General features: G+C 61.8%; 19 protein-coding genes. 15 read left to right on the top strand and 4 right to left on the bottom strand.

The window, feature by feature from the left end; genetic code table 11:
- Positions 1 to 85: 85 nt before the first annotated feature.
- From ACTJK9_RS26325 to pdeM, 10 genes are all read left to right on the top strand, one after another.
- On the top strand, positions 86 to 2536 hold the full coding sequence (locus tag ACTJK9_RS26325) for a penicillin acylase family protein (RefSeq protein ID WP_085612352.1): 2451 nt from the start codon (positions 86 to 88) through the stop codon (positions 2534 to 2536).
- A gap of 200 nt (positions 2537 to 2736) precedes the next feature.
- Entirely contained in the window at positions 2737 to 3771 is a 1035-nt protein-coding gene (locus ACTJK9_RS26320; RefSeq protein WP_085612351.1) for a ligase-associated DNA damage response exonuclease, read from the top strand.
- Positions 3768 to 5456 (top strand): ATP-dependent DNA ligase, encoded by a 1689-nt coding sequence (locus tag ACTJK9_RS26315; protein WP_440817244.1) that lies wholly within the window; start codon positions 3768 to 3770, stop codon positions 5454 to 5456. The genes ACTJK9_RS26320 and ACTJK9_RS26315 overlap by 4 nt, the downstream gene beginning before the upstream one ends.
- A gap of 342 nt (positions 5457 to 5798) precedes the next feature.
- A complete protein-coding gene (locus tag ACTJK9_RS26310; protein ID WP_011332769.1) occupies positions 5799 to 6581 on the top strand; it encodes a transporter substrate-binding domain-containing protein in 783 nt (260 codons plus the stop codon).
- Positions 6582 to 6637: 56 nt separating this feature from the next.
- Entirely contained in the window at positions 6638 to 7366 is a 729-nt protein-coding gene (locus tag ACTJK9_RS26305) for an ABC transporter permease (RefSeq protein WP_007955000.1), read from the top strand.
- Positions 7363 to 8073 carry an ABC transporter permease gene (locus ACTJK9_RS26300; protein WP_039771337.1) on the top strand — a complete coding sequence of 237 codons (711 nt, stop codon included), beginning with the start codon at positions 7363 to 7365 and terminating at the stop codon, positions 8071 to 8073. The genes ACTJK9_RS26305 and ACTJK9_RS26300 overlap by 4 nt, the downstream gene beginning before the upstream one ends.
- Positions 8074 to 8085: 12 nt before the next feature.
- Positions 8086 to 9204, top strand: coding sequence for a succinylglutamate desuccinylase/aspartoacylase family protein (locus tag ACTJK9_RS26295; protein ID WP_440817240.1), 1119 nt, complete (start codon positions 8086 to 8088; stop codon positions 9202 to 9204).
- A gap of 13 nt (positions 9205 to 9217) precedes the next feature.
- Entirely contained in the window at positions 9218 to 9982 is a 765-nt protein-coding gene (locus ACTJK9_RS26290; protein ID WP_039771333.1) for an ABC transporter ATP-binding protein, read from the top strand.
- Positions 9983 to 10041: 59 nt separating this feature from the next.
- Positions 10042 to 12528 carry a ligase-associated DNA damage response DEXH box helicase gene (locus ACTJK9_RS26285; protein ID WP_440817236.1) on the top strand — a complete coding sequence of 829 codons (2487 nt, stop codon included), beginning with the start codon at positions 10042 to 10044 and terminating at the stop codon, positions 12526 to 12528.
- Entirely contained in the window at positions 12528 to 13184 is a 657-nt protein-coding gene (gene pdeM, locus ACTJK9_RS26280; RefSeq protein ID WP_085647834.1) for a ligase-associated DNA damage response endonuclease PdeM, read from the top strand. Before ACTJK9_RS26285 ends, pdeM begins: the two co-directional genes overlap by 1 nt.
- A gap of 39 nt (positions 13185 to 13223) precedes the next feature.
- On the opposite strand, the gene ACTJK9_RS26275 is transcribed toward pdeM, so the two are convergent.
- Both ACTJK9_RS26275 and dcd read right to left on the bottom strand, forming a co-directional pair.
- A complete protein-coding gene (locus ACTJK9_RS26275; RefSeq protein ID WP_085697404.1) occupies positions 13224 to 13433 on the bottom strand; it encodes a hypothetical protein in 210 nt (69 codons plus the stop codon).
- Positions 13434 to 13539: 106 nt separating this feature from the next.
- Entirely contained in the window at positions 13540 to 14106 is a 567-nt protein-coding gene (dcd, locus tag ACTJK9_RS26270) for a dCTP deaminase (RefSeq protein WP_007954988.1), read from the bottom strand.
- A 353-nt stretch (positions 14107 to 14459) separates the two neighbouring features.
- On the opposite strand from dcd, the gene ACTJK9_RS26265 reads away from it, so the two are divergent.
- Positions 14460 to 14669, top strand: coding sequence for a cold-shock protein (locus tag ACTJK9_RS26265; RefSeq protein WP_002554837.1), 210 nt, complete (start codon positions 14460 to 14462; stop codon positions 14667 to 14669).
- Between the two features lie 118 nt (positions 14670 to 14787).
- Here ACTJK9_RS26265 and ACTJK9_RS26260 read toward each other — a convergent pair whose 3' ends face one another.
- Entirely contained in the window at positions 14788 to 15795 is a 1008-nt protein-coding gene (locus ACTJK9_RS26260) for a DUF481 domain-containing protein (protein ID WP_074691375.1), read from the bottom strand.
- Positions 15796 to 15972: 177 nt separating this feature from the next.
- Here ACTJK9_RS26260 and ACTJK9_RS26255 point away from each other — a divergent pair, with 177 nt between their 5' ends.
- The 4 genes from ACTJK9_RS26255 to ACTJK9_RS26240 all read left to right on the top strand — a co-directional run bounded on the left by ACTJK9_RS26255 (position 15973) and on the right by ACTJK9_RS26240 (position 20719).
- Positions 15973 to 16314 (top strand): MGMT family protein, encoded by a 342-nt coding sequence (locus ACTJK9_RS26255; RefSeq protein ID WP_011332761.1) that lies wholly within the window; start codon positions 15973 to 15975, stop codon positions 16312 to 16314.
- Between the two features lie 43 nt (positions 16315 to 16357).
- On the top strand, positions 16358 to 17917 hold the full coding sequence (locus ACTJK9_RS26250) for an AmpG family muropeptide MFS transporter (RefSeq protein ID WP_440817230.1): 1560 nt from the start codon (positions 16358 to 16360) through the stop codon (positions 17915 to 17917).
- A 115-nt stretch (positions 17918 to 18032) separates the two neighbouring features.
- Positions 18033 to 19748 carry a proline--tRNA ligase gene (locus ACTJK9_RS26245; RefSeq protein ID WP_039771325.1) on the top strand — a complete coding sequence of 572 codons (1716 nt, stop codon included), beginning with the start codon at positions 18033 to 18035 and terminating at the stop codon, positions 19746 to 19748.
- Positions 19749 to 19765: 17 nt separating this feature from the next.
- Entirely contained in the window at positions 19766 to 20719 is a 954-nt protein-coding gene (locus tag ACTJK9_RS26240) for a hypothetical protein (RefSeq protein WP_039771323.1), read from the top strand.
- A 47-nt stretch (positions 20720 to 20766) separates the two neighbouring features.
- Here the strand turns inward: ACTJK9_RS26240 and dinB are convergent, their stop codons facing one another.
- Positions 20767 to 21828 carry a DNA polymerase IV gene (dinB, locus tag ACTJK9_RS26235; protein WP_207985213.1) on the bottom strand — a complete coding sequence of 354 codons (1062 nt, stop codon included), beginning with the start codon at positions 21826 to 21828 and terminating at the stop codon, positions 20767 to 20769.
- Positions 21829 to 22146: the final 318 nt, after the last annotated feature.

Raw genomic sequence — 22146 nt, 5'->3', positions numbered from 1 at the left:
GCCCCGCTTGCGCGGCCCCCTCCTGCTCACTAACGTAGCGGCTTTATTGCGCCCCCAGCCTCTACACCCCCGCAGGAGCTTTGCCATGGCCTCGCCAGCCCTTTCACATTTTCTTCCCCGGTTCGGCGTTGCCGCAGCAGTGGCCGGTGTTCTGAGCCTGACCGGTTGTCAGACCTGGAACGCCCAGGACACCCTCCCGCCGACCTCCGGTGTGCAGCCGCTCAAGGGCCTGGCGCAGAACGTTTCGGTACGCCGCAATGCCATGGGCATGCCGCTGATCGAAAGCAACAGCTTCCACGACGCACTGTTCGCCCTCGGCTACGTGCACGCCAGCGACCGGATCAATCAGATGGTCACCCTGCGCCTGCTGGCTCAGGGCCGTCTGGCGGAAATGTCCGGTTCGTCGATGCTCGACGCCGACCGCTACATGCGCGCCGTCAACCTGAAGAAAAGCGCCGGCGAGCTGTACAAGGCTTCGTCGCCACGGCTCAAGCGCTTCTTCGAAGTCTATGCCCGGGGCGTCAACGCCTACCTGTTCCGCTACGCCGACAAACTGCCGGGGGATCTGGCTTCCAGCGGCTACAAGCCTGAATACTGGAAACCCGAAGATTCGGCGCTGATCTTCTGCCTGCTGAACTTCAGCCAGTCGGCCAACCTGCCGGAAGAAATCGCTTCGCTGGTGCTGGCGCAGACCGTGACCAACGACAAACTGGCGTGGCTGACCCCGTCCGCTCCCGACGAAAACCTGCCGCTGGCCGAAGCCGACAAGCTGCAAGGCATCAAGCTCAACGGGCAGATTCCGGGGCTGACGGAGCTGAGCAACGCCAGCGAACAACTGGCCGCCCTCAACCTGCTGGGCACTCAGTCGTCGAACAACTGGGCCATCGCCCCGCAACGCAGCCGCAGCGGCAAGAGCCTGTTGGCCAGCGACAGCCATGGCCCGCTGGCCGCGCCGTCGCTGTGGAGTTTCGTGCAGATCCGCGCGCCGAAATACCAGGCCGCCGGCGTGACCGTGGCCGGTCTGCCGATGGTGCTCGGCGGTTTCAACGGCAAGGTGGCGTGGAGCCTGACCAGCGTGCTCGGCGATAACCAGGACTTGTTCCTGGAAAAAATCCGTCGTCAGGGCAGCACGTTGTCCTACGAGGTCAACGGCAAGTGGCAACCGGTCGCCGTGCGCAACGAAACCTATTTCGTCAAAGGCCAGCGGCCGATTCGTGAAGCGGTGTACGAAACCCGCCATGGCGCGCTGCTCAACAGCACCCAGGCCGCTGCTCAGGGCGCAGGCTTTGGCCTGGCCTTGCAGACCCCGAGCTTCACCGATGACAAATCCCTCGATGCGTTTTTCGATCTGAGCCGCGCCCAGAACGTGGAACGCGCTTCGGACGCCAGCCGGGAAATCCGCGCCATCGCGCTGAACCTGGTGTTTGCTGACGCCAGCAACATTGGCTGGCAAGTTACCGGGCGCTTCCCCAACCGCCGCGAAGGTGAAGGCCTGTTGCCGTCGCCGGGCTGGGAAGGTCGCTACGACTGGGACGGTTACGCCGACCCGATGCTCCACCCCTACGATCAGGATCCGGCCCAGGGCTGGCTCGGCACCGCCAACCAGCGGGTCATTCCTCACGGCTACGGCATGCAACTGTCGAATTCCTGGGCGGCGCCGGAACGTGGCGAGCGCCTGGCGGAACTGGCCGGCAGCGGCAAACATGACGGTCGCAGCGTGATCGCCATGCAGTACGACCAGACCACCACCTTCGCCGCCAAACTGAAGAAAATGTTCGAGGCACCGGGCATGGCGCAGCCGCTGAAACAGGCGATCGACGCACTGCCGGAAGCCGAGCGCAGCAAGGCGCGCGAAGCCTATACCCGCTTGATGGCGTTCGACGGCAAGCTCAGCCCGACTTCCGCCGATGCGGCGATCTACGAGCTGTTCCTGCAGGAAAGCATGAAGCAGATCTTCCTCGACGAACTCGGCCCGCAAGGCAGCCCGGCGTGGAAAGCCTTTGTCGCCAATGGCGATCTGTCCTACGCCGCCCAGGCCGATCACTTGCTGGGCCGCGAAGACAGTCCGTTCTGGGACGACGCCCGCACCCCGCAAAAAGAAGACAAACCGGCGATCCTCGCCCGCAGCCTGGCGGCAGCGATCAGCGCTGGCGACAGTCAGTTGGGCGGTGATCGCAGAGCCTGGCAGTGGGGCAAACTGCACCGCTACGAGTGGAAGAATGCCAGCGGCCAGACCGTTCGCGGCCCGATCGCGGGGGGCGGCGACCACACCACGCTCAACACCGCGGCGTTTGCCTGGGGCCAGGACTTCAACACCACCCGTGCGCCGTCGATGCGTTTCATCGTCGACTTCGGTCAGAGCGAGCCGTTGATGGGGCAGAACGGGACGGGGCAATCCGGGAATCCGGTCAGCCCGAACTACCTGAACGGAATCGATCCGTGGCTCAAAGGCCAGTACATTGGCTTGCCGATGCAGCCGCAGAACTTTGACCGGGTATATGGCAAGACGCGGTTGACCCTGACTCCCGGCAAGTAATCCCCCCCCACAGTCTCGATCGTTCCCACGCTCTGCGTGGGAATGCAGCCAGTGACGCTCCGCGTCACTGGACGCAGAGCGTCCCTTGAGGCATTCCACGCAGAGCGTGGGAACGATCATGCGACAGTTCAGAAAATCAATAGAACTTCTGACTTCGCGCCAACCTCATAGCTAACAAGTCCCTCCATTCCGGTAATGCCATGGACCTTGTTATCGCCCGCCCCGAAGGCCTCTACTGCCCTGCCGGGGATTTCTACATTGACCCGTGGCGGCCCGTCGAGCGTTCGGTAATCACCCATGCCCACGGCGACCACGCCCGTGGCGGCAATCAGCATTACCTGGCCGCCAGCGCCGGCGAAGGGATTTTGCGTGCGCGTCTGGGCGCGGACATCAACTTGCAAACCCTCGACTACGGCCAGCGCCTGACCCACCACGGCGTCACCCTGAGCTTTCATCCCGCCGGTCATGTGCTCGGCTCGGCCCAGGTGCGGCTGGAATACGGCGGCGAAGTCTGGGTCGCGTCAGGCGATTACAAGATCGAACCCGACGGCACCTGCGCGCCGTTCGAACCGGTGCGCTGCCACACCTTCATTACCGAATCGACCTTCGGCCTGCCGATCTACCGCTGGCAGCCGCAGGCGCAGGTGTTCGCCGAAATCAATCAGTGGTGGCAGGCCAACATCGAGGCCGGCAAGGCCAGCGTGCTGTTCTGCTATTCGTTCGGCAAAGCCCAGCGGATTCTCCACGGCATCGACGAAACCCTCGGGCCGATCCTCAGCCACGGGGCGGTGGAGCCGCTGAACCGCGTGTACCGCGAGGCAGGCGTCTACCTGCCGCCAACCATCTACGCCGGCGATGTGAAGAAGAACGACCCGATGATGCGCCAGGCGCTGGTCATCGCCCCGCCGTCGGCCGGCGGCAGCAGCTGGATGCGCCGGTTCGGCGATTACAGCGACAGCTTCGCCAGCGGCTGGATGCGCCTGCGCGGCACCCGTCGGCGGCGCGGCGTGGATCGCGGTTTCGTACTCTCGGATCACGCCGACTGGCCCGGCCTGTTGTGGGCCATCGAACAGACCGGCGCCGAGCGGGTGATGGTCACCCACGGCTCGATTGGCGTGCTGGTGCGGCATCTGCGTGAAAAAGGGCTGGACGCACAAGGTTTCAACACCGAATACGGTGACGATGAAGAAGAGCTTTCCAGCGCCACGCCTGCGATGGCCGAGGTGCAACCATGAAAGACTTCGCCGGGTTATACGCCGAACTCGACGCCACCACCTCGAGCAACGCCAAACTGGCGGCGATGCAAACCTACTTCGCCCAGGCGCAACCACAAGATGCCGCCTGGGCCGTGTACTTTTTGTCCGGCGGGCGGCCACGGCAACTGGTTCCGGTGAGAGTTCTGCGCGAACTCGCTGTTGAAACGTCGGGGCTTGAGCCATGGCTGTTCGAGGAGAGCTATCAAGCGGTCGGCGATCTGGCGGAAACCATTTCGCTGGTGCTGCCGGAACACCCGCACACGTCGCAGGCCGGGCTCGCCGAATGGATCGAAGACAAACTGCTGCCCCTGCGCGGTGAAACCCCGGAATACCTCGCCCACCAATTGCCCGCTCTGTGGGCGCAACTGGATCGGCCGAGCCTGATGCTGTGCATCAAACTGATCACCGGCAGCTTCCGGGTCGGCGTGTCCAAATTGCTGGTGACCCGCGCTCTGGCTTCCATGGCCGGGCTCGACAGCAAACGCGTGGCGCAACGGCTGGTGGGTTACACCGACCTGTCCAACCGGCCGAACGCCGCTGCTTACCTGAAACTGATCGCCCCCGAATCCAGCGACGAGCACGCCCAGCGCGGCGGCCAGCCCTACCCGTTCTTCCTCGCCCATGCGCTGGCGCAACCGGTTGAAACCTTCGAGGCCCTGCTCGGGCCGCCGAGCAACTGGCAGGTGGAATGGAAGTGGGACGGCATTCGCGCACAGGTGGTCAAGCGTGACGGGAAACTGTGGGTCTGGTCGCGCGGCGAGGAATTGGTCACCGAGCGTTTTCCCGAATTCGACACGCTGCTGCACGGTTTACCCGACGGCACGGTGATCGACGGCGAGATCGTAGTCTGGAAGAACAACCGCCCGGTCACCGAAGACGCGTTCGATCCGCAGTCGACAGAAGCCCCGGCGGTGCAACCCTTCGCACTGTTGCAACAACGGATCGGCCGCAAGTCACTGGACCGCAAAATCCTCGAAGACGCGCCGGTGGTGATACTCGCCTACGACCTGCTCGAATGGCAGGGCGAAGACTGGCGCAACCAGCCCCAGGTCAGGCGTCGCGAGCAACTGGAGCAGGTCATCGCCCGCTGCAAAAACCCGGTGCTGCTGCCGTCGCCGACCCTGACCGGTGACGACTGGTTCGATCTCGCCCGCCAGCGTGAAGCCTCCCGGCGCCTGGGGGTCGAAGGCATGATGCTCAAGGCCCGGGACGCGATGTACGGCGTCGGCCGCACCAAGGACATGGGCGTGTGGTGGAAATGGAAGGTCGACCCGTTCAGCGTCGACGCGGTGCTGATCTACGCCCAGCGCGGACACGGTCGCCGCGCCAGCCTTTACAGTGATTACACCTTTGCGGTGTGGGACGGCCCGCCTGGTTCCAGTGCCCGGGCGCTGGTGCCCTTCGCCAAGGCCTATTCCGGGCTGACCGACGCGGAAATGCGCGAAGTCGACAGCATCGTGCGCAAGACCACCGTGGAAAAATTCGGCCCGGTCAGCAGTGTGAAGCCGAGCCTGGTGTTCGAACTGGGTTTCGAAGGCATCGCCCTCTCCCGCCGACACAAGAGCGGCATCGCCGTGCGCTTCCCGCGCATGTTGCGCTGGCGCCAGGACAAAACCGTGGACGAGGCCGACAGCCTGGCGACCTTGCAAGACCTGTTGGTCTGATCCCTTCCCCCACGCCTCCCCGATCGTTCCCACGTCGAAGCGTCGAACCGTCCGCGTGGGAATGCAGCCGGGACGCTCCGCGTCCCATCCAGCGCCGGACGCAGAGCGTCCATTGAGGCATTCCCACGCAGAGCATGGGAACAATCACGCCCATAAACAGTGCAACTGATTCTCCGTGCCCGTTTTCGTGCACTGACCGGCCCCGGCATGCACTTGCTACACCTTTTAAAACACTTGTTCGGGACTCTGGTTCGGAAATTGCTACTTTCTATAAGTCGTAAGCGCTCCAGTAACAATCATTCCGCGCCACAAGCGCTCATATTGGTTCTTAGGGATTGAATAATGAAAAAAGCATTGCTGACCCTTTCTGCACTGGCGTTGTGCATGGCCGCCGGCTCCGCGCTGGCCAAGGAATACAAAGAACTGCGGTTTGGCGTTGACCCTTCCTACGCACCGTTCGAATCGAAAGCGGCAGACGGCAGCCTGGTTGGCTTCGACATCGATCTGGGCAACGCGATCTGCGCCGAGCTGAAGGTCAAGTGCAAATGGGTCGAAAGCGACTTCGACGGCATGATTCCGGGCCTCAAGGCCAATAAATTCGACGGCGTGATCTCGTCGATGACCGTTACCGAAGCCCGTGAAAAAGTCATCGACTTCTCCAGCGAGCTGTTCTCCGGCCCGACGGCCTACGTGTCGAAAAAAGGTTCGGGTATCACCGACGACGTCGCTTCCCTGAAAGGCAAAACCGTCGGCTACGAACAAGGCACCATCCAGGAAGCCTATGCCAAAGCCGTGCTGGACAAGGCCGGTGTGAAAACCCAGGCCTATCAGAACCAGGACCAGGTGTATTCCGACCTGACTTCCGGCCGTCTCGATGCGGGCATTCAGGACATGTTGCAGGCCGAACTGGGCTTTCTGAAGTCGCCGCAGGGCGCCGATTATGAAGTCAGCAAGCCGGTCGACAACCACTTGCTGCCAGCCAAGACCGCTGTCGGTATTAAGAAAGGTAACACCGAGCTGAAAGCGCTTTTGGATAAAGGTATCAAAGCGTTACACGATGATGGCAAATACGCCGAGATTCAAAAGAAACACTTTGGCGATCTGAATCTGTACAGCGGCAAATAATGCCCCGGCGCCCATCCTCGATGGGCGCCTTTTTCATTCAGTCAGGTTGCTGATTTATGTTCGAAAACCTCTTACAAAATCTGGGGCTCTCCGCCTTCAGCCTCAAGGGTTTTGGCCCTTTGCTGTTGGAGGGCACCTGGATGACCATCAAATTGTCGGCGTTGTCGCTGCTGGTGGCCGTGTTGCTCGGCCTGCTCGGCGCCAGCGCCAAGCTGTCAAAAGTCAAACTGCTGCGCCTGCCCGCCCAGCTCTACACCACGCTGATTCGCGGGGTGCCGGACCTGGTGCTGATGCTGCTGATCTTCTACAGCCTGCAAACCTGGCTGACGACGCTCACCGATTACCTGGAATGGGAATACATCGAGATCGACCCGTTCAGCGCCGGGGTCCTGACCCTGGGCTTCATTTACGGCGCGTACTTCACTGAAACCTTTCGCGGGGCGATTCTCGCCGTGCCGCGCGGGCAGGTCGAAGCCGCCACCGCCTATGGTCTCAAGCGCGGCCAGCGCTTTCGTTTCGTGGTGTTCCCGCAAATGATGCGCTTCGCCCTGCCGGGCATCGGCAACAACTGGATGGTGATGCTCAAGGCCACCGCGCTGGTTTCGATCATCGGCCTGGCCGATCTGGTCAAGGCCGCGCAGGACGCCGGCAAAAGCACCTATCAACTGTTTTACTTCCTGGTCCTCGCCGCGTTGATCTACCTGCTGATCACCAGTGCCTCGAACATCATCCTGCGCTGGCTCGAACGCCGTTACGCCGCCGGTGCCCGGGAGGCCGTACGATGATCGAACTCCTGCAGGAATACTGGAAAGCCTTCCTTTATACCGACGGCCAGAACATCACCGGGCTGGCGATGACGATGTGGCTGCTCAGCGCGTCGATCTTCTTCGGTTTCCTCGTGTCGATTCCGCTGTCGATCGCCCGGGTCTCGCCGCACTTCTACATTCGCTGGCCGGTGCAGTTCTACACCTACCTGTTCCGTGGCACGCCGCTCTATATCCAGCTGCTGATCTGCTACACCGGGATCTACAGCCTGGCCGCCGTGCGCGCGCAGCCGCTGCTCGACAGTTTCTTTCGCGATGCGATGAACTGCACGATCCTGGCCTTCGCCCTCAACACCTGCGCCTACACCACGGAGATTTTCGCCGGGGCGATCCGCAGCATGAACCACGGCGAAGTCGAAGCGGCCAAGGCCTACGGCCTGACCGGCTGGAAGCTGTATGCCTACGTGATCATGCCGTCGGCGCTGCGCCGTTCGTTGCCGTACTACAGCAACGAAGTGATCCTGATGCTGCATTCGACCACCGTGGCCTTCACCGCGACCATCCCCGACATCCTGAAAGTCGCGCGGGACGCCAACTCGGCGACCTTCCTGACCTTCCAGTCGTTCGGCATCGCCGCGCTGATCTACCTGACCATCACCTTTGCGCTGGTCGGCCTGTTCCGCCTTGCCGAACGCCGATGGCTGGCGTTCCTCGGCCCGACCCACTAGGACCCTTTAGAGATGCGTCATCAGATACACGACCTGCTGGCCCCGCTGCCGGGGACCGCTCGACAGATCCACAGCTTTCACTTCGGCCCGGACAAGGCCCAGGGCAAGATCTACATCCAGTCCTCGCTGCACGCCGACGAACTGCCCGGCATGCTCGTGGCCTGGCACCTCAAGCAGCGTCTGGCGGAGCTAGAAGCCGCCGGCCGCCTGCGCAGCGAAATCGTGCTGGTGCCGGTAGCCAACCCGGTCGGCCTCGAACAGGTGCTGATGGACGTGCCGCTGGGCCGCTACGAGCTGGAGAGCGGGCAGAACTTCAACCGCTGGTTCGTCGACCTCAGCGAAGAAATCGGCAACGAAATCGAAGCGCAACTGAGCGATGAGCCGCAGCGCAACCTCGAGCTGATCCGCGCCAGCCTGCGCAATGCCCTCGCCCGCCACACCGCCACGACCCAGCTGCAATCCCAGCGCCTGACCCTGCAACGGCTGGCCTGCGATGCGGACATGGTGCTCGACCTGCATTGCGATTTCGAATCCGTGGTTCATCTCTACACCACGCCCGAGGCCTGGCCGCAGGTCGAGCCGCTGGCGCGCTATATCGAATCCCAGGCGAGCCTGTTGGCCACCGACTCCGGCGGCCAGTCATTCGATGAGTGCTTCACCCTGCTGTGGTGGCAATTGAAGGAGCGCTTCGGCGACCACTTCGAGATACCGCTGGGCAGTTTCTCGGTCACCGTCGAGTTGCGCGGTCAGGGGGATGTCACCCATCCGCTGGCCAGTCACGATTGCCAGGCGCTGATCGATTACCTGATCCATTTCGGCGCCATCGTCGGCGACCCAAAAGCCTTGCCCGCCCTGCCACACCCCGCCACACCGCTGGCCGGCGTGGAACCGGTGGCCACCCCCGTCGGCGGCCTGCTGGTCTATACCGCCACGCCCGGCCAGTTTCTGGAAGCCGGGCAGAAAATCGCCGAAATCATCGACCCGATCAGTGACCGGGTCACGCCAGTCCATTGCACCGCTTCCGGTCTGCTCTATGCCCGTTCGCTGCGGCGCATGGCCACCGCCGGGATGGTGATCGCCCACGTCGCGGGCGCCGAAGCCTATCGCAGCGGCTATCTACTTTCGCCTTGAGGATGCCTGTCCCATGTACAAATTGACCGTTGAAGGCCTGCACAAAAGCTATGGCGACCATCAGGTGCTCAAAGGCGTCTCGCTCAAGGCCAGGACCGGCGATGTAATCAGCCTGATCGGCGCCAGCGGCTCGGGCAAAAGCACCTTTTTGCGCTGCATCAACTTTCTCGAACAACCCAACGACGGCGCGATGAGCCTCGACGGCCAGGCGATCCGCATGGTCACCGACCGCCACGGCATGCACGTCGCCGACGCCGATGAACTGCAACGCCTGCGCACCCGCCTGGCCATGGTGTTCCAGCATTTCAATCTGTGGAGCCACATGACCGTGCTGGAAAACATCACCATGGCCCCGCGCCGGGTGCTGGGCTGCAGCAAACAGGAAGCCGACGACCGCGCGCGGCGTTATCTGGAAAAGGTCGGTTTGCCGGCGCGGGTGGCGGATCAGTACCCGGCGTTCCTCTCCGGCGGCCAGCAGCAACGGGTGGCGATTGCCCGGGCTTTGGCGATGGAGCCGGAAGTCATGCTGTTCGACGAACCGACCTCGGCGCTCGATCCGGAGCTGGTCGGCGAAGTGCTCAAGGTGATTCAGGGCCTGGCCGAGGAAGGCCGGACCATGATCATGGTCACCCACGAAATGAGCTTTGCCCGCAAGGTGTCGAGCCAGGTACTGTTCCTGCATCAAGGGCTGGTGGAGGAAGAAGGCGCGCCGGAAGAAGTGCTGGGCAATCCGAAGAGCGAACGCCTGAAGCAATTTCTCAGCGGCAATCTCAAGTAAAACTATTGCCCGGTCGGCGCGGTCATTGAAGGAACATCTTCAGAGCACACGTCGCCGGCATGGGCACTTCCACCGACTTCGCCAAACACTGGTTCAGCGCCCGCGACTGGAAGCCGTTCGCCTTTCAGAAACAGGTGTGGGCCGCAGTCAAACGTGGCGAGTCCGGCCTGCTGCACGCCAGCACCGGCGCCGGTAAAACCTACGCGGTTTGGTTTGCCGCGCTCAATCGCTTTGCCCGCTCCGGGCCTGTTGCTGAAACCACCCGTAAACGCAAACCACCCGCCGAACCGTTGACCGTGTTGTGGATCACCCCGATGCGGGCGCTGGCCGCCGACACCGCGCGCGCCCTGCAAGCGCCGCTGGACGATCTGCAGATCCCCTGGAGCGTCGGCCTGCGCACCGGCGACACCGGCAGCAGCGAACGCGCCCGGCAGAACCGGCGCCTGCCCACCACGTTGATCACCACCCCGGAAAGCCTGACCCTGATGCTCGCCCGGGCGGACGCACAAACGGCGCTGTCGACGCTACGCATGGTCGTGGTGGATGAGTGGCACGAATTGCTCGGCAACAAGCGCGGCGTGCAATTGCAACTGGCCCTCGCCCGACTGCGCCGCTGGCAGCCGGGGCTGATCGTCTGGGGCGTTTCCGCAACGCTCGGCAATCAGTCCCACGCCGAACAGGTGCTGATCCCACAGGGCGGTGGCGTCAGTATTCAGGGGCAAAGCGAAAAGTCGCTCAAGGTCGACACGCTGCTCCCACCGGCGATCGAACGCTTTCCCTGGGCCGGGCACATCGGTCTGAAGATGTTGCCGCAGGTGGTCGCCGAACTGGACGTTTGCGCCAGCAGCCTGGTGTTCACCAACACCCGGGCGCAATCGGAAATCTGGTATCAGGCCTTGCTGGAAGCGCGGCCGGACTGGGCCGGATTGATCGCCCTGCACCACAGCTCGCTGTCCCGTGACACTCGCGACTGGGTGGAACAGGCGCTGAAGAACGGCCAACTCAAAGCCGTGGTCTGCACTTCCAGTCTGGATCTGGGGGTGGATTTCCTGCCCGTGGAGCGGGTGCTGCAGATTGGCTCCGCCAAAGGCGTGGCGCGGCTGATGCAGCGTGCCGGACGTTCGGGGCATGCGCCCGGTCGAACGTCGCGGGTCACCCTGGTGCCGACCCACAGCCTGGAGCTGATCGAAGCTGCGGCCGCTGGCGATGCCGTGGCACAGCGGCGGATCGAACCGCGACTGTCACCGCACAAACCGCTGGATGTGCTGGTGCAACATCTGGTCAGCATGGCCCTGGGCGGTGGCTTTGTTCCCGATGAGCTGTACGAAGAAGTCCGTGGTGCCTGGGCCTATCGTGACCTGACGCTCGCGGACTGGGCCTGGGCGCTGGCGTTCGTACGCCACGGCGGGATGTCGCTGACGGCGTATCCGGATTACCGCCGGGTCGAGCCGGATGAACACGGGATCTGGCGCGTCCCCGACGCCCGCCTGGCGCGCCGTCATCGGATGAGCATCGGCACCATCGTCAGCGATGCCAGCATTCATCTGAAGTTCTGGAGCAAGGGCGGTGGCGGCAAACAACTGGGCAGCGTTGAAGAAGGCTTTATCGCTCGCCTCAAACCTGGCGATGGGTTTCTGTTCGCCGGTCGCTTGCTGGAGCTGGTGCGGGTGGAAAACATGACCGCCTATGTCAAACGCAGCACGGCGAAAAAAGCCGCGGTGCCGCGCTGGAATGGCGGGCGCATGCCGCTCTCCAATGAATTGGCCGAAGCGGTGGTCAGCCGGTTCAGCGCGGCGGCACAAGGCGAGTTTGCCGGCCCGGAAATGCAGGCCTTGCGACCGCTGCTGGAAACCCAGATGCGCTGGTCAGGCCTGCCGACCGTCAACAATCTGCTGGCCGAAGTGTTGAAATCCCGCGAAGGCTGGCACCTTTTCCTCTATCCGTTTGCCGGACGTCAGGTGCACCTGGGGCTGGCCAGCCTGCTGGCGTGGCGGGTCAGTCAGCGCCTGCCTGTGACCTTCTCGATTGCGGTCAACGATTACGGACTGGAATTGCTCAGCGCCACGCCCGTTGACTGGTCTGTGCAACTGGATGGCGCCCTGCTCAGCCCTGAGGATTTATTGCGCGATGTACTTGCCAGCCTCAACGCGGGCGAACTGGCGCTGCGCAGATTTCGGGAAATTGCGCGGATTGCCGGACTGGTGTTCGCCGGTTACCCCGGCGCGCCGAAAAGTACCCGTCAGGTCCAGGCTTCCAGCGGGCTGTTCTTCGAGGTGTTCAAACAATACGACGCCGGCAACCTGCTGCTGGCCCAGGCTGGGGAAGAAGTCCTGCGGGAAGAACTGGATATTCGTCGGCTGGAGCAGACACTGGAGCGAATCAACCGGATGAAACTCGATATGCACTTGATCAAACGTCCGACACCGCTCGGCTTTCCATTGCTGGTGGAACGCATGCGCGAAAGCATGAGCTCGGAAAAACTCGCTGACCGCATCCGGCGTATGGTCGGCGATCTGGAGAACACCGCCGACAAGGGCCAATCCTGATGAACGCGCCTTACCCCGTGCGTCTGGCAGGCGAAGACCTCTGGTTGCTGCCGGAAAAGGCGCTGTACTGGCCGGCGCAGCAGACGCTGCTGATTGCCGATGTGCATTTCGGCAAAGCGGCCGCTTATCGTCGCCTGGGACAGCCGGTGCCGCAGGGCACTACGACCAGCAACATTGCCGTGATCGAGCAGTTGCTGGCGAAACTGCCATGTCGGCAATTGATCTTTCTTGGGGACTTTCTGCACGGGCCCGGCTCCCACGCCACGGGCACCTTGAACGAATTGGCTCGGTGGCGCGAACGGCATAAGGATCTGCCCATCACGCTGATTCGCGGCAATCATGACAAGCGGGCGGGCGATCCACCGCAGTCGCTGAATATCCGGGTGGTGCCGGAGCCCATGCTGCTGGGCCCCTTCTCGCTGCAGCACGAGCCGGATCCGCACCCTGAACGGCACGTCCTCGCCGGGCACGTACACCCGGTTTATCGATTGATCGGCAAGGGGCGCCAGCGTTTGCGGCTGGCGTGTTTCAGGCTGGGGGAACGCATCAGCCTGTTGCCGGCGTTCGGCGCCTTCACCGGCGGTTATCCGGTGGAGAAGGAAGACAGCTGTCGGATCTTCGTCATTGGCGACAACGAAATATGGCCCGTCGGCTGACGTCCTGTTCAGGATTCAGCCGACGGGCCATACGTTCAATCAGGCGACGGGCGCGGGGGGCGGTTTGTCCGGCAACGTAGGCTCGCCGGGCTCGGTCGGTTCTTCGTTGGGGGTATCGGGATCGGGCTGGTGAGGGATTCCGCCAGCCATTGCGATGGGCGGGTGTGCCAACAAGGACCAGGCCAATACGCCAACCTGATTGGGCTCGAGCCTTGCCAGTTCGGCAGTGATTTGCGGATCGATCTTCATGGAGCACTCCTCGGCGAAGGCCCGTCCCGCTGTTCGCGAAACGGGCAGTACACCTCATAGAGTGTCTACCCGCCGAAGAATTCCCGGTAACTGCCGGATGGACGGATCAGGTACGCGGCAGGGTCACGCCACGCTGGCCCTGATACTTGCCGGCACGGTCCTTGTAGGAGACTTCACATTCCTCATCGGACTCCAGGAACAGCATCTGCGCCACACCTTCGTTGGCGTAGATCTTCGCCGGCAGGTTGGTGGTGTTGGAGAACTCCAGGGTCACCTGACCTTCCCACTCCGGCTCGAGCGGGGTGACGTTGACGATGATGCCGCAACGGGCGTAGGTGCTTTTGCCCAGGCAGATGGTCAGGACGTTGCGTGGAATACGGAAGTACTCAACGGTCGTGGCCAGGGCGAAGGAGTTTGGCGGGATGATGCAGACGTCGCTGTGGACGTCGACGAAGCTGCCGGCGTCGAAATTCTTCGGATCGACGATGGCCGAATTGATGTTGGTGAACACCTTGAAATGATTGGTGCAGCGCACATCGTAGCCGTAGCTCGACACACCGTAGGAGATCACACGGCTGTCGTCGCTGCCGCGTACCTGGCGCTCGACGAATGGCTCGATCATGCCGTGTTCCTGCGCCATGCGGCGAATCCACTTGTCCGATTTGATGCTCATGGCGGGTGTCCTGAATAGCGAGGTGGAAAAAATCTGTCCGGCATCTTACCGGGCGCGCCGCCGGGTTCAAAGTGCGGGGTGCAATTCTCGCCGAACGTGCGGGATTTACGCGGCTTCGCGACGAACCGTCACACCGTCGATCCCTAAAACAGAGAAACCTTCGCAAGAAGCATTGGCACGTTCCGGAAAAAGGGTTAAGGTGGCGCCACTGTGCTGCTTGTGTCACTGAGAATCTCTACACGATATGTTGAATTTCGATCCAACCATCTACAAGAATTTTTCCTGCTCTTTGCACTCAGTCTCGGCCAGGGTTCTTCCTGAGTCGCAGTTATCTTTGTTCAAGGAGTTACACCATGTCTAATCGCCAAACCGGTACCGTTAAGTGGTTCAACGATGAAAAAGGCTTCGGCTTCATCACTCCACAATCCGGTGACGACCTGTTCGTTCACTTCAAAGCTATCCAATCCGACGGCTTCAAAAGCCTGAAAGAAGGCCAACAGGTTTCTTTCATCGCTACCCGCGGTCAGAAAGGCATGCAAGCTGAAGAAGTACAAGTTATCTAACTTGTAGCTTCTTTAGAAAAAGGCCCCGCCCTCAAAAGCGGGGCTTTTTTGTGGGCGTCTGTTTTTCCGGGCGCAAAAAAAGATCGCAGCCCGTGAAGGCTGCGATCTTTTGCGCTGCTTACCAGGCCACGCCGAAACCGGCGGTGTAGCGGGTCTTGCTCAGGTCCGCATCCTCGGTGCCGCTGATGATGTCGCGTTCGGCCTTGAGGTTGAGCGAGGCCCACTCGGTGACTTTGTAGCGCAGGCCCATTTCCGCATCCAGCGCATAATCGGCTACGCCGGAGAGTGGCTTGCCGACTTCGCCATTGGTGAAGAACTCGACCTTCTTGCCGATCAGGTAGCGGTTGTAGTCCCACTTCATGGCGACCGAATAGAAGTTGTCCTTGCTGCCATCGCGGTACTCGTAATCGGTTCGGTTGAGCAGCGAACCCAGGGAGAACGCTCCCAGCTCGTCATCCCAGAACTGGTAACCCGGGCCGGTACCCACCACGCGCTGGCGCGCCAGCTCTTCGATGTGATCGCGCTTGTAGTTCAACCGCCCCTGCCAGAACCATTGATCAGTGAGGAAGCGGTCGAGCGAGTACTCGGCGCGCCAGTTGTCGGTGGTGGTCACGTCGTCCTGCACTTCGCGGTTGTATTCGCCCTCGGCGATATGGCGCCAGCGGCCGTGACGAGCAGTGGTCTTGAAGCCGACATCGTAGTCGTCGGTATCTTTCTCGGCGCGCTGGTAGTCGAGCGCCAGATCGACGTTGCCCTTCCACACCAGATCCTCGACCACCGGCTTCGGCTTGAGAATCTGCTGAATGCTCGCCAGCTCCACGGTTTTCGGCGCCTCGCCGTTGGCCAATGTGACCTTGCCCTCTTCGGCAGCACTCAGGGACTTGGCCTTCTCGCCGTTATAGGCGTCCTGCTTGACCAGCAGTTCCTGATCGCTCTCCAGGGTCTTGACCTGCTTCCAGTCGATGGTAACGGCCCCGGCGTACTGGGTCTGGACCAGCAACTTGCCGCCGTCGAACAGCGTGATTTTACCGCTCAGCTTGTCACCGTTCTTCAACCAGACGGTGTCGGCAAGCAAAGGTGTGGACGCACTGAAGACAGCAAGGCACAGCAGGGTTCTGGACAACATAAGCGAATCGAAGACTCAAGTTTGCGAAAAAAGGGTCGGCATTATCCGTAGGAATAATCCCCTGACAAGGAGTGACCCGGCTAATTCTGTTGAGTTCATTTCTCAATTGCCCATCCACCGATTACGCTTAAGCACATAACGCGATCAAGTTCAGGAACCGCGCACGTGACAGACCCGATGCATGCCTGTGAAAACGATCCGCAAATCCGACGCACGGCACTCTATTCCACCCTCGCCCAAGTGCCTGAGGGCAAAGTCGTCAGCTATGGTCAGTTGGCCGAACTGGCGGGGTTGGGGCGCGCCGCCCGCTGGGTCGGTCGGACCCTGAGCCAATTGCCCGGCGACACCAAACTGCCATGGCACCGCGTGCTCGGCGCCGGCGGTCGGATCAGCCTGCCGGCGGGCAGCCCGTCCGGGGACGAACAGCGGGCGCGATTGCGTATGGAAGGCATCACCGTCCTGAACAATCGTGTGGATATTCGGCGCCATGGCTGGCGTCCGGTAGAGCACAGCGGTTAGAGTGCGCGCTTTGTTTTCGCAATCTTGAGGCAGACTTCAGCCCATGCCCCGTAAAACCTGGCGCGCCGCGCTCGCCGCCTATGCCAGTCCTTCGACGCTCGTGCTGTTGTTGCTGGGTTTCGCCGCCGGCCTGCCGTACATGCTGGTGTTCTCGACACTTTCGGTCTGGCTGCGTGAAGCCGGTGTGGCCCGCGAGACGATCGGCTACGCCAGCCTGATCGGTCTTGCCTACGCCTTCAAATGGGTCTGGTCGCCCCTGCTCGACCAATGGCGCCTGCCGTTGCTGGGCAAGCTGGGTCGCCGCCGTTCGTGGCTGGTGCTCTCACAGACGCTGGTAATCCTCGGCCTGATCGGTATGGGTTTTTGCGACCCGCAGAAACACCTGTCCTGGCTGATCGCCATCGCCGTGATCGTGGCGTTCGCTTCCGCCACCCAGGATATCGCGGTCGACGCCTATCGCCTGGAAATCGCCGAAGACAGCCGTCAGGCCGCGCTGGCCGCCAGCTATATGTCCGGCTATCGGATCGCCGCCCTGCTCGCGACCGCGGGTGCGCTGTTCTTCGCCGAGGGTTTCGGCTCTACAGGCTTCAAGTACCAGCATTCGGCCTGGACCGGCACCTACGTGCTGTTCGGTGCCCTGATGGTGCCTGCCCTGCTCACCACCCTGCTGATGCGCGAGCCGCCGGTGCCGTTGCGCACCCAGTTGCAGGCGGGGCGTTACACCTTCATGCATCAGTTGATGTCGGTGTTCGTGCTGATCATTTTGCTGGTCTCCGTGCCGGCCATGTTCACCCAGCTCTACAACACCGATTTCGCCAGCGTGCTGTTTGGCGACATGAGCCCGCTGGACCTGCTGCTGGAAGACCGGGCGTTCCTGCGCGCAATTCTCTACACCACGCTGACCTGCCTGTGCCTCTCGGCCATGGGACGTCGCGGTCTGGCGCCAGTGCTGACGCCGGTCAACGACTTCATCCTGCGCTACCGCTGGCAGGCGTTGCTGCTGCTTGGCCTGATCGCCACCTATCGGATGTCCGACACGGTGATGGGCGTGATGGCCAACGTGTTCTATATCGACCAGGGTTTCACCAAGGACCAGATCGCCAGCGTCAGCAAGATCTTCGGCCTGATCATGACCCTCGTCGGCGCCGGCATGGGCGGTCTGCTGATCGTGCGCTTCGGCATCCTGCCGATCCTGTTCATCGGCGGCGCCGCGTCGGCGGGCACCAATCTGCTGTTCCTGATGCTGGCCGACATGGGCCCGAACCTGCAGATGCTGGTGGTGACGATCTCCCTCGACAACTTCAGCTCCGGCCTGGCCACCTCAGCGTTCGTCGCCTACCTGTCGAGCTTGACCAACCTGAAGTTCTCCGCCACCCAGTACGCGCTGCTCAGCTCGATCATGCTCCTGCTGCCACGCCTGATCGGCGGCTACTCCGGGGTGATGGTGGAGAAGTTCGGTTATCACAACTTCTTCCTGATCACCGCGCTGCTCGGCGTTCCGACCCTGGTGCTGATCGCCCTGCACTGGTTCCAGGAAAGCCGCCGCGAAGGCCCGACGCCGACGCCGGAACCTGCACCGACCTCCGTCGTGGAAGAATCGTAAGACATCTCGCACCCGGCGAGAGGGTTTGCGCCGGGGCTGCACTTCTGTACGCCGGCGGATCTCGCCGTTACACTGCTCCGTCATTTCCAGTCATAGCAACCGACAACGGCCAACCATGCGCACCAGTCAATTTTTGCTCGCCACACAGAAAGAAACGCCTTCCGACGCGGTCGTGATCAGCCATCAGCTGATGCTGCGCGCCGGCATGATCCGCAAACTCGCCTCGGGCCTGTACACCTGGCTGCCGATGGGCTTGCGAGTGATGCGCAAGGTGGAAGCCATCGTTCGTGAAGAAATGGACGCCGCCGGCTCTCTGGAAGTGTTGATGCCGAGCACCCAACCGGCCGAGCTGTGGCAGGAATCGGGTCGCTGGGAAGAATACGGCCCGGAGCTGCTGCGCATCAAAGACCGCCACGGTCGTGATTTCTGCGCGGGCCCGACCCACGAAGAAGTGATCACCGATCTGATGCGCAACGAGTTGAGCAGCTACAAACAGCTGCCGATCAACCTGTACCAGATCCAGACCAAATTCCGTGACGAAATCCGTCCACGCTTCGGCCTGATGCGCGGTCGCGAATTCATCATGAAGGACTCCTACTCGTTCCATGCGGATCAGGCGTCGCTGCAGATCACCTATGACCGCATGCACGAAGCGTACTGCAACATCTTCACCCGCCTGGGCCTGAAATTCCGTCCGGTGGAAGCCGACAACGGTTCGATCGGTGGCGCCGGCTCCCACGAATTCCACGTGCTGGCCGAGTCCGGCGAAGACGATATCGTCTTCAGCAACGGTTCCGACTACGCAGCGAACATCGAGAAAGCCGAAGCCGTGCCGCGTGAAACCTCGCGCGCCGCGCCAAGCGAAGAGCTGCGTCTGGTCGATACGCCAGACACCAAGACCATCGCGGCCCTGGTGGAAAAATTCAATCTGCCGATTGAAAAGACCATCAAGACCCTGATCGTGCACGCCGAAGAAGAAGGCAAGCTGATCGCCCTGATCATTCGCGGCGACCACGAGCTGAACGAAATCAAGGCTGCCAACCAGCCAGGCGTTGCCAGCCCGCTGGTCATGGCCTCCGATGCCGAACTGCGTGACGCCATCGGCGCCGGCGCCGGCTCCCTCGGCCCGCTGAACCTGCCGCTGCCGATCATCATCGACCGTTCGGTGGAGCTGATGAGCGACTTCGCCATCGGTGCCAACATCGACGACAAGCACTACTTCGGCGTGAACTGGGAGCGTGATCTGCCGGTTCCGACCGTGGCCGACCTGCGCAACGTCGTGGCCGGCGACCCGAGCCCGGACGGCAAGGGCACCCTGGAAATCAAGCGCGGCATCGAAGTCGGGCACATCTTCCAGCTGGGCAACAAGTACAGCAAGGCGATGAAGTGCGAAGTGCTGGGCGAGAACGGCAAGCCGGTGACCCTGGAAATGGGTTGCTACGGTATCGGCGTGTCCCGCGTGGTGGCTGCCGCCATCGAGCAGAACAACGACGAGAACGGCATCATCTGGAGCGACGCCCTGGCACCGTTCCAGATCGCTCTGGTGCCACTGCGCTATGAAACCGAGCTGGTGCGTGAAGCCACCGACAAGCTGTACGCGGAACTGACCGCGGCCGGCTTCGAAGTGCTGCTGGACGACCGCGACAAGAAAACCAGCCCGGGCATCAAGTTCGCGGACATGGAGCTGATCGGCATTCCGCACCGGATCGTGGTCAGCGACCGCGGCCTCGCCGAAGGCAACCTGGAATACAAGAGCCGTACCGAAGGCCAGGCGCAAGCGCTGCCGGTTGCCGACGTGCTGTCCTTCCTTCAGGCCCGTATCCGCCGCTGAAACCAGATAGAGACGTCATGTTCAAGCGAAACACCTTAGGCCTCGGTGGTGCCGCCCTGTGCGGCACCCTGCTGGTCAGCGGCTGTGCCAATCACATGTCACAACGCAGCGAGCACGAGGAACGTGTCGAGCGCAAACTGCTCGATCACAGCCTGCAGATCGATGTCGGCGAGCCCAAGGTGCTTGAGCTGCCGCAACGGCGCGTGAAGATCAACGAACAGAAGACTTTCGAAGTCACCGAGTTCGAGGTCACCCGCCATTACGACCGTTACACGCCTTACCAGCCATGGCGGGAGATCTACGAGATTCCGCTGGGCGCGGTGGCGGTGGTCGGCGGCGTCGGCGCGAACGTGGTCAACGTGTTTGCCCTCGGCAATCTGCCCGACAGCGTGACACGGGACTGGCTCAGCTACGGTTTCGCCGGGCTCAACCCGTTCATGAACGTGCAATCCAATGGTCGCGCGCAACAGAACCTGGCCGGCATCGATGAAGTCCAGCGCGACAAGCGCACGGAATATTCGAGCCTGCCGTGGAGCGAGCGCCCGGTTCAGGTCAAGGCCGGCAAGCAGACCTTCGACATGACCACCGATCGCAACGGCGTGCTGCGTCTAAACCTGCTGGACAGCCCGTTCGCCGAAAACGACCTCAATCATGTAGGCAAACTGCAGATCAGCGTCGAAGACGGCAAGGATGACGTGCATTCCGACTCGTCTCTGGCGATCAGCAGTCATCTGCGTGGCAAGCTGCTGGAAGCTCACGGGCTGATCTACGACGATCTGGAAGACGACGAAGTGAGCCAATGGGTGCACCGGGTCAAGCGTCTGTCGGAACTGGGTCTGGAAGAAGAAGCCAGTGAACTGGAACAAAGCCTGATTGAACTGACCCGCAACGATCCTGAGTTGCAGGCCGAATTCCTCAAGTCCCTGACCCGGGATGCGGGGCGTCTGGTGGCGGATCCAGGGCCGAACTGACCCCCTGAAAAAATGCCCGAACCTGCTTCGGGCATTTTTTTGTCCGCCTATCGTTCGAACAACTCCATTTGTTCGAAACCGCCGCGTAAATCCTCCAGCCGCACACCCACCCCCAGCAATCGCACCGGTTTGCCTCCGCGGTTGAACGCCTGCGTCAGCATCAACTGGTAACTGCCCAGATCCCGCCCTGCCCCGGCCTGCTCCAGTGTGGTCTGGGTGAAATCGTGAAACTTCACTTTGACGAACGGCTTGCCCGGCCGGTAGCTGCTGTCGATCCGCGCCATGCGGGTTTTCAGGGTTTCCAACAGTTCCGGAAGCTTGTCGAGGCAACTGCGCAGATCCGGCAGATCGACGTCGTAGGTGTTTTCGACACTGATTGACTGACGACGACTGTCGTTGTGCACCAGCCGCTCATCGATCCCACGGGCCAGACTCCACAAACGCTCGCCGAAACTGCCGAATTCCCGCACCAGCGCCAGCTTGTCCCACTCGCGCAATTGCAGACAGTCACTGATACCGAGCTTGCTCAACTTGTCGGCCGTGACCTTGCCCACCCCGTGCAGCTTGCTCACCGGCAGGCCACTGACGAAGTCTTCGACCTGATCCGGGGTAATCACGAACAAGCCGTTGGGCTTTTTCCAGTCGCTGGCGATCTTGGCCAGAAACTTGTTCGGCGCCACGCCGGCGGAGACGGTGATGTGCAACTGATTGGAAACCCGGCGGCGAATGTCCTGGGCGATCCGCGTGGCGCTGCCGCCGAAGTGCGCGCTGTCCGAGACGTCGAGATAGGCTTCGTCCAGGGAAAGCGGCTCGATAAGGTCGGTGTAATCGCTGAAGATCGTATGAATTTCCTTCGACGCCTCGCGATAGGCATCCATGCGTGGCTTGACGATGGTCAGGTCCGGGCACAGCTTCAGGGCATGTCCGGACGACATCGCCGAGCGAACCCCATAAGCCCGCGCCTCATAGTTGCAGGTGGCGATCACTCCGCGCCGGTCTGCCGAGCCACCCACCGCCAACGGCTTGCCGGCGAGGCTCGGGTCATCCCGCATCTCGATGGCGGCGTAGAAACAGTCACAGTCGACGTGGATGATTTTTCGCTGAGTCATGACAGAAAAGGAAACATGGCGAGCCGGACCGGCAGTATCTCACTGACACCTGTATATAGCACCAGTGGTATGAATGTTCTTTTCAGTTTGTAGGAAACCGCCTTTGAATTTATTTTCTCAATCGAAAAGCAACCTCCAATAGAGCTGAAACCCTTGTGCTGCCTGACCTGCAGCCGGGAAAAAGACCGTCCGTCAGCGCTAACCAATTGAAGCTGAACAGGTTTTATCCGAATTGAAGGTTGACACTCCGGCGTTCCTCTGTAGAATGCCGCCACACAGACGCGGGATGGAGCAGTCTGGTAGCTCGTCGGGCTCATA

Source organism: Pseudomonas sp. 22082, from assembly GCF_052046055.1.
GTDB lineage: Bacteria > Pseudomonadota > Gammaproteobacteria > Pseudomonadales > Pseudomonadaceae > Aquipseudomonas > Aquipseudomonas pharyngis.
This window is presented reverse-complemented; position numbering and strand designations above follow the sequence as displayed.

Bases quoted from the DNA above. Each gene is read 5' to 3' on its own strand.
- ACTJK9_RS26325 (WP_085612352.1), top strand. From the start codon at position 86: ATGGCCTCGCCAGCCCTTTCACATTTTCTTCCCCGGTTCGGCGTTGCC.
- ACTJK9_RS26320 (WP_085612351.1), top strand. From the start codon at position 2,737: ATGGACCTTGTTATCGCCCGCCCCGAAGGCCTCTACTGCCCTGCCGGG.
- ACTJK9_RS26315 (WP_440817244.1), top strand. From the start codon at position 3,768: ATGAAAGACTTCGCCGGGTTATACGCCGAACTCGACGCCACCACCTCG.
- ACTJK9_RS26310 (WP_011332769.1), top strand. From the start codon at position 5,799: ATGAAAAAAGCATTGCTGACCCTTTCTGCACTGGCGTTGTGCATGGCC.
- ACTJK9_RS26305 (WP_007955000.1), top strand. From the start codon at position 6,638: ATGTTCGAAAACCTCTTACAAAATCTGGGGCTCTCCGCCTTCAGCCTC.
- ACTJK9_RS26300 (WP_039771337.1), top strand. From the start codon at position 7,363: ATGATCGAACTCCTGCAGGAATACTGGAAAGCCTTCCTTTATACCGAC.
- ACTJK9_RS26295 (WP_440817240.1), top strand. From the start codon at position 8,086: ATGCGTCATCAGATACACGACCTGCTGGCCCCGCTGCCGGGGACCGCT.
- ACTJK9_RS26290 (WP_039771333.1), top strand. From the start codon at position 9,218: ATGTACAAATTGACCGTTGAAGGCCTGCACAAAAGCTATGGCGACCAT.
- ACTJK9_RS26285 (WP_440817236.1), top strand. From the start codon at position 10,042: ATGGGCACTTCCACCGACTTCGCCAAACACTGGTTCAGCGCCCGCGAC.
- pdeM (WP_085647834.1), top strand. From the start codon at position 12,528: ATGAACGCGCCTTACCCCGTGCGTCTGGCAGGCGAAGACCTCTGGTTG.
- ACTJK9_RS26275 (WP_085697404.1), bottom strand. From the start codon at position 13,433: ATGAAGATCGATCCGCAAATCACTGCCGAACTGGCAAGGCTCGAGCCC.
- dcd (WP_007954988.1), bottom strand. From the start codon at position 14,106: ATGAGCATCAAATCGGACAAGTGGATTCGCCGCATGGCGCAGGAACAC.
- ACTJK9_RS26265 (WP_002554837.1), top strand. From the start codon at position 14,460: ATGTCTAATCGCCAAACCGGTACCGTTAAGTGGTTCAACGATGAAAAA.
- ACTJK9_RS26260 (WP_074691375.1), bottom strand. From the start codon at position 15,795: ATGTTGTCCAGAACCCTGCTGTGCCTTGCTGTCTTCAGTGCGTCCACA.
- ACTJK9_RS26255 (WP_011332761.1), top strand. From the start codon at position 15,973: ATGCATGCCTGTGAAAACGATCCGCAAATCCGACGCACGGCACTCTAT.
- ACTJK9_RS26250 (WP_440817230.1), top strand. From the start codon at position 16,358: ATGCCCCGTAAAACCTGGCGCGCCGCGCTCGCCGCCTATGCCAGTCCT.
- ACTJK9_RS26245 (WP_039771325.1), top strand. From the start codon at position 18,033: ATGCGCACCAGTCAATTTTTGCTCGCCACACAGAAAGAAACGCCTTCC.
- ACTJK9_RS26240 (WP_039771323.1), top strand. From the start codon at position 19,766: ATGTTCAAGCGAAACACCTTAGGCCTCGGTGGTGCCGCCCTGTGCGGC.
- dinB (WP_207985213.1), bottom strand. From the start codon at position 21,828: ATGACTCAGCGAAAAATCATCCACGTCGACTGTGACTGTTTCTACGCC.